This window comes from Psychrobacter sp. Arc9 (genome assembly GCF_041431295.1).
Classification (GTDB): Bacteria; Pseudomonadota; Gammaproteobacteria; order Pseudomonadales; family Moraxellaceae; genus Psychrobacter.
Genome location: NZ_JASMRK010000015.1, coordinates 1 through 12,322, shown reverse-complemented (window position 1 = coordinate 12,322; position 12,322 = coordinate 1). Strand labels below are relative to the sequence as shown.

The 12,322-nt window shown below is 41.1% G+C and carries 9 protein-coding genes; 5 read left to right on the top strand and 4 right to left on the bottom strand.

What is annotated here, in order from left to right:
• Positions 1-156: 156 nt before the first annotated feature.
• Positions 157-816: a YcxB family protein gene (locus QO187_RS09195; RefSeq protein ID WP_101206317.1), complete on the bottom strand. Its 660-nt coding sequence runs from the start codon at positions 814-816 to the stop codon at positions 157-159.
• A gap of 498 nt (positions 817-1,314) precedes the next feature.
• On the opposite strand from QO187_RS09195, the gene serS reads away from it, so the two are divergent.
• The 5 genes from serS (at position 1,315) to QO187_RS09170 (ending at position 8,992) form a co-directional block, all read left to right on the top strand.
• Positions 1,315-2,601 carry a serine--tRNA ligase gene (serS, locus tag QO187_RS09190; RefSeq protein ID WP_371548129.1) on the top strand — a complete coding sequence of 429 codons (1,287 nt, stop codon included), beginning with the start codon at positions 1,315-1,317 and terminating at the stop codon, positions 2,599-2,601.
• 295 nt (positions 2,602-2,896) lie between these two features.
• Positions 2,897-4,894 (top strand): transketolase, encoded by a 1,998-nt coding sequence (tkt, locus tag QO187_RS09185; RefSeq protein ID WP_201608105.1) that lies wholly within the window; start codon positions 2,897-2,899, stop codon positions 4,892-4,894.
• Positions 4,895-5,230: 336 nt separating this feature from the next.
• Complete coding sequence (locus QO187_RS09180; protein ID WP_371548126.1) at positions 5,231-5,686, top strand: toll/interleukin-1 receptor domain-containing protein; 456 nt, start codon at positions 5,231-5,233, stop codon at positions 5,684-5,686.
• Positions 5,687-5,784: 98 nt separating this feature from the next.
• Positions 5,785-7,818 (top strand): hypothetical protein, encoded by a 2,034-nt coding sequence (locus QO187_RS09175; protein ID WP_371548125.1) that lies wholly within the window; start codon positions 5,785-5,787, stop codon positions 7,816-7,818.
• A gap of 127 nt (positions 7,819-7,945) precedes the next feature.
• Positions 7,946-8,992 carry an NERD domain-containing protein gene (locus tag QO187_RS09170; RefSeq protein ID WP_371548123.1) on the top strand — a complete coding sequence of 349 codons (1,047 nt, stop codon included), beginning with the start codon at positions 7,946-7,948 and terminating at the stop codon, positions 8,990-8,992.
• Between the two features lie 102 nt (positions 8,993-9,094).
• On the opposite strand, the gene QO187_RS09165 is transcribed toward QO187_RS09170, so the two are convergent.
• The 3 genes from QO187_RS09165 to QO187_RS09155 are packed head-to-tail and all read right to left on the bottom strand — an operon-like array spanning position 9,095 to position 12,046.
• Complete coding sequence (locus QO187_RS09165; protein ID WP_102093680.1) at positions 9,095-10,066, bottom strand: peptide ABC transporter ATP-binding protein; 972 nt, start codon at positions 10,064-10,066, stop codon at positions 9,095-9,097.
• Positions 10,063-11,130 carry an ABC transporter ATP-binding protein gene (locus QO187_RS09160; RefSeq protein WP_371548120.1) on the bottom strand — a complete coding sequence of 356 codons (1,068 nt, stop codon included), beginning with the start codon at positions 11,128-11,130 and terminating at the stop codon, positions 10,063-10,065. The genes QO187_RS09165 and QO187_RS09160 overlap by 4 nt, the downstream gene beginning before the upstream one ends.
• A gap of 1 nt (position 11,131) precedes the next feature.
• Complete coding sequence (locus QO187_RS09155) at positions 11,132-12,046, bottom strand: ABC transporter permease (RefSeq protein ID WP_201548896.1); 915 nt, start codon at positions 12,044-12,046, stop codon at positions 11,132-11,134.
• Between the last annotated feature and the right edge of the window lie 276 nt (positions 12,047-12,322).

Sequence of the window (12,322 nt, the reverse complement as noted above, 5' to 3'; positions counted from 1 at the left end):
TCAATATAAACTCTATCTCTTCCTTTGATGCTTATAATAATAGCAAACTATTATTAATAAGTTAAATTTAATAAATACAATTTTACGATTGGTTTTATAAAACTAAAACTAAGTCTCTTTACTGTTTTTCTAAACGATAGAGAGACCTCATTACATTTACGCTGGTGGCTGCAAGTTTTCAGGATTTAAGCCTTTAACGGGAACCACTTCTTGTAAATGTTGACGTATCGTATCGATAGGAAACTTCTGTGCTTGCAAGCGTTTCGGTACGATTTGGCTACCTTGCTGACCTTTTAGCTCAAACATCATAAAGATATAGTCGTCAGTCTCATCCCAGCTCTTGATAGAGGTCCAAGGAATAACCGCTTGCTGAGTTGCGCCTGCACGCATTTGCATACCGCGCATTTGCGAGTTTTTCATCATATCAGGCTGGTTGCTTGGCATCGCCATGACTAGACCATGCTTTTGTACACCTAACTTCATTTGGCGCATTTCATCTGGCATCTCTTGGTCGGCCACTTGTTTGTCAAACTCTCTTTTTACGTACCATTTAAAACCTAAAGTACGCGCCAATAGATATATCACCACACCAACCAGCATTAACCAAAAGATAATGGTTGAATAGCCTGTTACAAAGATAAGTCCTGCAATAGCAAGTACCACAACCACTGCCATGATGATCCACTCTTTGGTCTTAAAGCTTGATAAACCAAAAGACGGGCTGGCACTGGCAAACAGTTCATACTGTGCTTGGTGGAATTCAGCCTCAGTTAGGTTTAAGGCGACAGGTTGGAGCGTGTAGGGGTACAAGGCCATAAAGGTTTCTCAAATACTTATATTAAAAGCGTTGGATTAAAACTGCCAAAGCGAAGCAGCAATGCTGTACTTGGCTAGAAGTGAATAAAGGTATGCGCTTATCTTACCGAAAAGTACTCCTAAATGAAACATATAAGCAAGACTGTTCACTGATAGATGTTATATTAATGACGTAGTTCAAGCTCTATACTCAGTTTATTCAGACTAGACGAAAGCAAAAGTGAGAAATTAGAAATAGAATAACTTGCTATCAGTGATTAGCCTAATGAACAAAAGCTAGTGAAAATCAGCCAAAAACAGTGAAAAGCAGTCAAAGATATCCAAAACATGGTCAAATCTGCCGTGTCTTGGTATTATAGCGTCTACAAGATATGTTGATATAAAACATAACGTCATAGCCAGTTATCACAAAGACTGTGATAGCGATGTGCTAGGCAATTACTCTATTAATAATACTTTTAAACCTTTTACTCACCTTTAGTGTTACAGGCAACTACTATGATTGATCCGAAACTCTTACGCGGCGATTTAAGCGACCTACAACAGCAGCTAGCCACCCGTGGTTATGAGCTTGATATGGAGTTCTGGCAGACGATTGAAAACGAGCGTAAGTCTCTACAAGTCAAAACCGAAGAATTGCAATCACGCCGTAACGCTGGTGCTAAACAAGTAGGTGCCCTAAAAAAATCAGGCGAAGATGCTAGTGAGCTATTGGCTGAGATGCAAAGCGTTAGCGGTGAGATTAAAGCTGCGGAAGACGAGCTACGTACGCTACAAGAGCGTATCACTCAAGCAGCTTTGCAAATTCCAAATATTCCGGCGGCGGATGTACCAGTCGGTACGTCAGAAGACGATAACGTAGAAGTGCGTAAATGGGGCACGCCGCGTGAGTTTGACTTTGAGATTCAAGATCATACTCATATTGGTGAGACGCTTGGTATGTTGGACTTTGAGGCAGCGACTAAGTTGACTGGTAGCCGTTTTAACGTGCTTAAAGGACAATTGGCGCAATTGCATCGTGCGTTGATTCAATTTATGTTGAATACGCATACTATGAAGTACGGCTATCTTGAGACCTATGTACCTTATATCGTTAATAGCGATAGCTTGAAAGGTACGGGTCAGTTGCCTAAGTTTGAAGATGATTTATTTAAATTGAGCAATCACACGAATAACGATGAAATGGATTTTTACCTTATTCCAACCGCTGAAGTGCCAATGACCAACTTGGTACGCGGCGAACGTTTGGATATCAAAGAGCTACCGCTAAAATTCACGGCGCATACGCCATGTTTCCGTAGTGAAGCTGGTTCGCACGGGCGTGATACCCGTGGCTTGATTCGTCAGCATCAGTTTGAAAAAGTTGAAATGGTCAACATCGCTACCGCTGAGCAATCTGATGAGTTGCTTGAGGCAATGACAGGGCAGGCTGAATATATCTTGCAGCAGCTTGAGTTGCCATACCGCACGGTACAACTATGTACTGGCGATATGGGTTTTGCCGCACAAAAGACCTATGACATCGAAGTATGGTTGCCAAGCCAAGATACTTATCGTGAAATCTCTAGCTGCTCTAACTGTGGTGATTTCCAAGCGCGCCGTATGGGTACGCGTGTCAAAGATGGTAAACAAACCAGCTTAGCTCATACTTTAAATGGTTCAGGTTTGGCCGTGGGTCGTACGCTACTAGCAGTGATGGAAAATCATCAAAACGCTGATGGTAGCATCACGATTCCAGAAGTATTACGTCCGTTTATGGGCGGTGCTGAGACTATTTCAGTTTAATAGATTGAATATAAGTAATGAGCTGCTTGTCACTTAGGTCACTCGCAGCTTGTTATTTATAACTTAAATCAAAGTCCGTCATTGCTTATCGTTTAACAAAACTGATGTGAGTCATTGCTAAATATAAACGGTCTTGTCACCGCATTTTTGGCTAGGCTCATAGCAAATATGTTAATATTGCATTTTTATTTTATAGCCTATCCATTGAGGACGCCTGTCGCGTTTTTGATGGATTATCCTCTGAGTAAACTCTCCTCTTATCTTTATACGACTCATTCGAATATTAGGACACTCTATGCCAGCTCCAATTAGCGAACGTAAACTAGCCAATGCCATCCGTGTACTGTCGTTTGACGCAGTTCAAAAAGCCAACTCTGGACATCCGGGTGCGCCAATGGGCATGGCTGATATTGCCGAAGTTTTGTGGCGCAAATTTTTGAAGCACAATCCAGCTGATCCTAATTGGCACAACCGTGATCGCTTTGTACTGTCAAACGGTCATGGCTCGATGCTTATTTATTCATTACTACATTTATCAGGTTACGATGTGAGCGTTGATGACCTTAAAGGTTTCCGTCAGCTGCATTCAAAAACCCCAGGGCATCCTGAACTTGGTTACACGCCTGGTGTAGAAACGACGACTGGTCCACTAGGACAAGGTATTGCTAATGCGGTTGGTTTTGCGATCGCAGAGAAGACACTTGCCGCACAGTTCAACCGTGACGGTCATAACGTTGTCGATCATCATACCTATGCGTTCTTGGGCGATGGTTGCTTGATGGAGGGTATCAGTCATGAAGTGTGCTCGCTAGCTGGCACGTTGGCGCTTGGAAAACTGGTATTCTTCTATGATGATAACGGTATCTCAATCGATGGTAATGTCGAAGGCTGGTTCACTGATGATACCGAAGCGCGCTTTGAGTCATACGGCTGGCAAGTGATCAAAGTCGACGGCCATGATACTGATGCAATCACGCAAGCAACGGAGCAAGCGATTGCAGAGACTGCTAAGCCAAGTCTAATTATTTGTAAAACCACGATCGGTGCTGGTAGCCCGAACAAACAAGGTCTAGCCGCCAGTCATGGTGCACCACTTGGTGATGATGAAATCGCCTTGACTCGTGATGCGCTATCTTGGAAGCATGCCCCATTTGAGTTAGATGATGAAATCTATGAAGCATGGGATGCCAAAGCCAAAGGCGATGTGCAGCAAAAGAACTGGGACGCAGACTTTGAAGCGTATAAGAAAGCCTATCCAGAGCTTGCAGCAGAACTATCACGCCGTCTAAATGGTGAATTGCCTGCTGACTTTGCTAGTCAAGCGCAAGCCTATATTCAGCAAACGCAAGAAGCGGGTGGGGATGTTGCTAGCCGTAAAGCGAGCCAAAACGCTATCAACAGCTTGCAGCCATTATTGCCAGAACTATTGGGTGGTTCAGCCGACCTAGCTGGCTCGAACCTGACGCTATTCAAAGGTGCTAAAGGCATCGAAAAAGATGCTGACGGCAACTATATCTATTACGGTGTACGCGAGTTTGGTATGACTGCGATTGCCAATGGTATCGCATTGCATGGCGGCTTTATCCCTTACGTAGCGACGTTCCTCATGTTTATGGAATACGCACGTAACGCAGTACGTATGGGCGCACTCATGAAGCAGCGCGTCATCCACGTCTATACCCATGACTCTATCGGTCTGGGTGAAGATGGCCCAACGCATCAGCCAGTTGAGCAATTAACTAGCCTACGTACCACGCCAAACCTACGTACATGGCGTCCGTGTGATGCGACTGAATCTGCGAGTGCTTGGGTAGAAGCAATCAAATCAGAAAACAACCCATCAGCATTGATCTTTAGCCGTCAGAGCTTGCCACATCAAGCACGTGATAGCGAGCAAGTCGCTAACATCACCAAAGGTGGCTATGTACTGGCAAAAGAGCAAGGCGAGCTACAAGCAATCATCATCGCCACTGGTTCAGAAGTTGGCTTAGCGATGGAAGCGTATGAAAAACTAAGCGCAAATGGTGTTGGCGTACGTGTAGTGTCTATGCCATGTGCTGAGATTTTTGTCGAGCAAGATGCTAGCTATCGCGAAGCGGTATTGCCTGCCAATATTCGTGCTCGCGTCGCAGTAGAAGCCGCGCATGTAGATTACTGGTATAAGTTCGTTGGTCTAGATGGCAAAGTCATCGGTATGACGACTTATGGCGAATCTGCTCCTGCTAGCGACTTGTATAAAGAGTTTGGTATCACGACGGATGCTGTGATTGAAGCGGTAAATAGTTTGGTGTGATAGACCTAACTTAGTTAGTGTTTAAAAAAAGAGCCATCAGAGAAATCTGGTGGCTTTTTTTTTGTGAATGATATTTAGGTTTTGGGGCTAATCCTGCTTTGCGCTATTGTCCGTGATTATTTCATCAGTATGCCTACTGTAATTAGAGATAAAAATAGTCATGAGTTGAGTATTTATGGTAAATTAAGTTTAGCTTAGAATTCAGTACTCTCAGTTTGATGAGCAAGTTGTAGCAGAACTTATTAATCATCAGAAATTATAAAATTTAATATGTTATTTCAAACTCTTATACAAGTAAACTAAATAATTCCCTTTCTGAAAGGTCAAGAAAATATTATGGAAAATCGCAAAGTGTTTTTAAGTTATTGCCACGAAGATATGAATGATAAGCTACAAATTATGAAGTATCTCAGAGGTACATTAAATAACTATGGATACGATTTGTGGCATGATGGAGAAATTTTAACTGGTAGTAATTTTATAGATGATGTTAATTCAGCTCTTGAAGAATGTTCTATCTTTATATGTTTACTCTCTCAAGATTATTTATCTTCCAATGTATGTATGAATACTGAGCTTAAGACTGCAATAGAACGAAACGAGATTGATAAGACAGCAATCTTTCCAATTATACTATCCAGTTGCACCTGGAATCAGTACGTTTTCAAGGAAATTATTTGTCAACCCAAAGACGCTAAGCCACTTGATAAATTTGAAGACCGTAATGAATGCTTAGTTAACATTAATGATGAATTAGTAAGGGTTCTAGATGAGCTAAAAAAAAAGAATTAAATATTGAGTTACTTGCTTCAAACAGTCCATTACTTAAATTTCAAGCGTCTTTAAATAACTTTTCAGATAGGATAAAGCATCCTAAAAAAGACTCGTTATTGCTTGAAGATATATTTGTTTATCCTCACGTGAAAAGTTTAGAGGATGGCGAAATAATAGATAGTATTGATATCTGGAAATTAGACAAAAAAATAACCTTTGTTGGTTCTGAGTATTCTGGGAAGACAAGTCTTTGTAAAAAAATAGCTATTGACTTACTTGAAGCAGGATACGGTCTAATAAAAGTAAACGGCCGTGATTTAAAAGAAGTAAGTGCTGAAAAGTTTTTTGAAAAGCAAAATAAAAAAGGAGAGTTCTTTCAGGGAAAAGTATTTAATGGTAAAAAAGCACTAGTAGTTGATGATATTCAGGATATTGCACTGAATGACAAGTATTTAGAGATATGCTTTTCAAGTTCTATTAAATTTTACGATATAGTAATATTCTTTTGTTCAGAAAGAGACTATTTTTCTAATAGTATTTATAGTGAGCATTCTGAAATAGAAGGCTATAGGATTCAAGATTTTGGATATGTTAAGAGGGATGAGTTATATAGCAAATGGCTGTCTGTTGGTAACCCTAGCATATATACTATCAATAATAATGAATACCATGAAAGAGTTGATAGTCTAACAGGGCATGTAGAGTCTGTTATTAAAAACAATGTCGTCGATGCAAAGCCAATATTTATTTTAACTATTCTTCAGACGCATGAAAACTTCTCTACTCGAAATTATACTATGACTTCTTTAGGTGAATGTTATAGAGTTCTTTTATATTCTCTTTTATCTAAGCAAGTTAACCATGAGTCGTTTGATTCAGTTATTAGCTTCTTATCCTATCTTTCTTTTAGACTATTAAAAGTTGATAAAGATAGTTTTTCAGAGAGTGATTTTAATTCATGGTTTAGAGAATATAGCGAAAAATTCATTACTATTGATAATATCAAAGAAATTTTGGTAAATTCTCATATTATTTATATAGATCACGAGAATACTTACAGATTTAATCAGCAGTATGTATTCTATTACTGTGCTGGAAAACATATAGCTGATAACTACGGAAATATGACAGATGTTGTTGAAGATATTTGTCAGAATTTAAATAATGAGAAGAAGGCAAGCGTTTTAATATTCTTAGTCCATCATGCGAGGAATACGGACTTAGTAGATAATATTATCTTATATTCCTCTGAGTTGTTATCAGACTTAGAGGAGTTTGATATCAGAAGTGATAATAAGTTTTTTCAGAATTTTCTAGAAAATTATACGCTGTCTTATAATGGGGATAGTACAACAAAGAAAAGACAAGAGCTGTTAAGGTCAAAAGATAGAGCATCACATGAAAAAGATACTGTAGAAGAAATAAACATTCATGCAACTCAAAGTATGGAGCCGCATATTTCTGACGATCTTGAAGTTGCCAAACAATTAAAATTATTAGATGAAGCAGGTTCAGCCCTTAGAAGCATAGAAGTTATAGGTCAGGTGCTCAAAAATAGGTTCGGCTCGCTTCCAACCAGTCAGATTGAATATGCGATAGAACAATGTAATACTTTAGGGTTCAAAATAGTAAGGTTTTTCGTAGACTCTATCATCATGACTGAAGATGAATTTGTAAGTTTGCTAACAAATATTATAATGGAAAATGAAAGTTTAACGTTACTTGAAGCTCAGGAAAAAGCAAAAACATATGTGAGGCTTATAGCCTTCAACTTATCATATTTCATAGTAGATTTAGTAGCAAAAAGCATTTCACAGAAGCAGATAGAAAAGTTTATTGATATATCTTCTGAAAGTCTTTCGCATAAGCTAATTAATTTGGCAGTGAAATTAAAACTTCACCCGACAACACTACCTAAAGATTACATTCAAAGTATTATGAATGAAACAAATAGCACTTTTTTCAAAAAACTAATTAATCAGATAATACATAATCATTTATATCTATATGAGTTAACATATCAAGACTTACAATGGGTCGCTGATAAGTTAAATATAAATGTCAAGAATGCTCACTTCAGTAGAAATACTAAGTTATATGGCAACTCCAATAATCATAAGGCTTTAAGTATCGAGCATTTTAAGCTATAAAATTCATTTAGAATCAATATAATAGTACTGATTTTTCCAATCAGATTCTTAATTATACTTAGCTGAGCTAGATAGATTATTGAAGTATAACCTATCTAGTTTAGATATTACTTTATAGCTAGAAACAATGTCCCTAAAATCCAGCTTTAAAGGTTTCCTAGGTGAAACCGTCATCAACGTCGCCATGTGGCTAAAGCTTGAAAAAGATGTTTATCACCGATTAAACGGTATTACCTTGCCAAGAGCCAATGGTGGCAGTACCCAAATCGATCATATCATCGTTTCTGTATACGGCATCTTTGTGATTGAGACCAAAAACTATAAAGGCTGGATATATGGTAGCGAGAACCAAAGACAGTGGACACAAGTTTTCCAAAATGGAAGTAAATTCAAATTCCAAAATCCATTGCGCCAAAACTACTTGCACATTAAGACGCTCGCAGATTTATTAGGCTTAGAGCTGAGCTACTTCCATTCGATGATTGCTTTCATCGGTGAGTGTGAGCTGAAAACTCGTGATGAGTTGCCCGAGCACGTATTGACGAGTGGGATGGTCTCGTATGTAAAGAAAAAGCAAGATAAGATACTCACTGAAGATGAGGTTGCATCTATCGTTGAGCAGATTAATAGCAATAGATTTAGTAAGTCTTGGCGTACCAATAGAGAGCATAAAGCCTATCTAAAAGACAAGCATAGCAATCCAAGCCAAAATACGAATAAGCAGCCTAGCGGTAACGCTAATGATAAACCATTTGCTAAAGTGGCCAATAAGCCTAAATCAGAGCCGATAGTAAAAGAGACCGCTAAACGAGCTGTTCTAAAAAGTAGGGAAGTACATGGATGGTCTGGCCAAACTGAGATTGAAACTAGCGAGTTATCAATTGATAGTTTGAATACTCAGCAGGCAGTCACTCAGCATACAATTACATCGCACGATATTGCTAATAAGGTTTTTCTTACGCCGTTTGAAGTTATGGATCCTGAACTAGCAGCGAGTTCCTCTGCGACAGTTGAGGTGATAGACCATACAGCTGATTTAATTCAAACACCAACCTGCCCAAGGTGTAACGGTGAGATGATAAAGCGCGTGGCAAAAAAAGGCCTAAATCAAGGTCAGACCTTTTTTGGTTGTAGCAAATTTCCTAAATGTCGCGGTGTGGTGAATATTGATTAATCGTTAATCATCTTAACCTTAATCATCTTAACCTTAATCATCTTAACCTTAATCATCTTAACCTTAATCATTTTAACCTTAATCATTTTAACCTTAGTCACCTTAACCATATATCTCTTCTAAACGTAAACAAGCAACCAATCGACCGTCCCATTCGCGCAGTTGTGGCTCTACCTCGCTGCATTGCTGCTTGGCATAGGGACAGCGTTTATGTAGGGCGCAGCCACTTGGTGGATTGAGCGGACTTGGTAGCTCACCTTGTAGGGTCAAATCGTTTTTATGGCCGTTTACCGTTGGTGCAGCAGCTAGTAACGCGATGGTGTAAGGATGTTTTGGCGCGTTATAAATCGCTTCTTTCGGGCCGTGTTCAACAGCTTGACCCAAATACATCACCATCACATCATCAGCGACGTGGCGCACGACCGACAAATTGTGCGAGATGAAAACGTAAGCGGTACGATACTCATCCTGCAAATCCATAAATAGATTTAAGACTTGCGCCTGAATAGATACATCGAGTGCGGAAGTTGGCTCATCAGCGACGACGATTTTAGGGTTGAGCATCATGGCGCGGGCGAGGGCAATACGTTGACGCTGACCACCCGAAAACATATGCGGATAACGACCAGCGTGTTCGGGACGTAGACCGACATGTCTCATCATCTCGTTGATTTTGTCGCGCTTTTCCTCTTTAGACAGTTTGGTATGGATATCCAATGGTTCTGTCAATTGATAGCCAATGGTATGACGCGGATTTAAGCTACCATAAGGATTTTGAAAGACCATTTGAATTTCGGTACGCAACTCTTTTAGTGCCTTTCTGCTATAGCCAGTGGTGCCTTCATCGTTGATAAATAGCTCACCATGTGTGGGCGCTTCAATCAGTGTCAACTGGCGGGCAAGGGTAGATTTTCCGCAGCCTGACTCACCGACGACTGCCAATGTCTTGCCAGCTTCAAGCTCGAATGAGACACCATTGAGCGCTTTTACGTAGGCCTTTGCTTTGCCCAGACCTTGTGATACTGGATAGTGCTTGTGTAGATTGTCTGCTTTTAGGACCACTTTATTACTCATACTTGTGACTCCAAGGTAGCAGCGTGAGAGGGGCGAGAGGTAATATTAGAATCAATACAACGCACCTTGCCATTGGGTGTATCTAAAATAGGTGGCGGTACTTCGCAAGCAGGTTCTTTATACGGACAACGCGGAGACAGCAAGCAACCAGCTGGCCGGTCATATTGACTTGGCACGACCCCTGGTAAACTGTTTAGCCTATCTTGACCGATGGCTAATTCAGGGATGGCTTGTAGCAATGCTTCAGTATAAGGATGTGCAGGATTTTGGAAAATCTCTGGCACGGTACTGGTTTCGACCACTTGTCCCGCATACATAACCGCGACATCACGCGAGTTTTGCGCGACAAGGCCCAAATCGTGGGTAATTAATACCATGGCCATTTGTTTTTCGCGTTGCAAACGGCTCAGCAAATCCATGATCTGTGCTTGTACCGTGACATCGAGTGCGGTGGTTGGTTCATCTGCGATAAGTAGTTTTGGCTCGCAAGCAATCGCCATCGCTATCATGACTCGTTGACTCATACCACCTGATAGTTGATGCGGATATACTTTGAGACGGTTCTTGGCATCGGGCATCTCAACCAACTCTAGCAGCTCTAATATGCGTGTCTGTACCGCTGCGCCTCGTAAACCAAGGTGCTTACGTAGCACTTCACCTAACTGCATTTCAACAGTAAAGCTTGGATTTAGGCAAGACATCGCATTTTGAAAAATCATAGAGATGTCTTTGCCAATGATGCCGCGTTTCTCTTTGGCTGACATACTGAGCATGTCTTTATTGTCAAAGACCACTCGCTGTGCACGTACGGTCGCAGAAGGTGGCAATAGCCCAATCAGCGCCATCATGGTGACTGATTTACCTGAGCCAGATTCACCCACGACAGCAATGACCTCACCTTGGGTAATCTTTAGCGACACATCATCCACTGCACGAAAGGCACGCACTCCTTGTCCAAAAGTAACCGACAGGTTTTCAATATCTAACAGCAAGGGTGAGTCTTTTGTTGATGCACCATTCATAGACGTGTGAGTGATAGGTGTATTGATTAATGGTTCAGTCATCTTAGGTCACCTGCTTTAATTTAGGATCTAGCGCATCGCGTAAGCCATCACCAGTCAGGTTGATCGATAGTGCAGCCAAGAAAATAGCGACACCCGGCCAAATTGCTAGCCAAACATTACTTTGAATATATTGACGCGCCGTACCTAGCATCGCGCCCCATTCTGCATCTGGTGGCTGTACGCCAAAGCCCAAGAAACCAATCGCACCTGCTTCTAAAATAGCAGACGAGAAAATCATCGTTGCCTGTACGATAAGCGGTGCCATACAGTTGGGCAAAATGGTGATAAACAACAGTCTGAGCACGCCAGCACCCATCACTTGGGAGGCGATAAAGTACTCACGTTGTAGCTCTACCATTGCAGTGGCACGGGTCAGACGTATAAACGGTGGTGTACAGACCAGTGCGATCGTGATAATCGTATTGGTCATAGAAGGGCCTAAGATAGCGGCAATGATGATGGCCAATAGCAAGCTCGGATAGGACATCAAAATGTCATTGACTAACATGACGGCCTTGCCCCAGACCTTTGGCCAAAACGCCGCACTTAGACCTAATGAGATACCAACCAACATCGCCAGAGTCGTTGCGCTTAGACCGATAAACAATGAATAACGTGCGCCATACATCACTCGAGACAATGTATCTCGGCCCGCATCATCAGTGCCTAGCCAAAACATCGCATTGCCGCCATCTAAAAAGGCAGGCGGCAATTGCTCTTGACCGGTGAACAGCTCGTAAGGATCGTGAGGCGCAATAGCAGGCGCAAGTATGGCAACAAGTACCATTAATGCCAGTACGATAAAACCAATCACGGCGCCTTTGTTTCGGCAGAACGTCGATAAAAATAGCTGCCAAGATGACGGCGGTGTGGCTGCCATCAGATTGACATCAGAGGGGAGAGCAGAAGGCTTCATGAGCATTTCCTATAGTGGCTAGCGCATTGGATTCGTTTGGGCTTCCTTCCTAACAGTCATTAGAAACCTGCCAAAAACCTTCAAAACCATGCAATCGCTATTCGTCACTACTTATAATATGAGTATTTATTAATGTTAGATTAAGAAGTATGGCGAATACGTGGATTGATCAGACCATACAAAATATCAATAAATAAACTAAACCCCACTCTCAACTTGAAATAAGCAAATCAAACTGAAGAGGCGGATTACCAAGTTTTTTGTTGAGTACAAAGC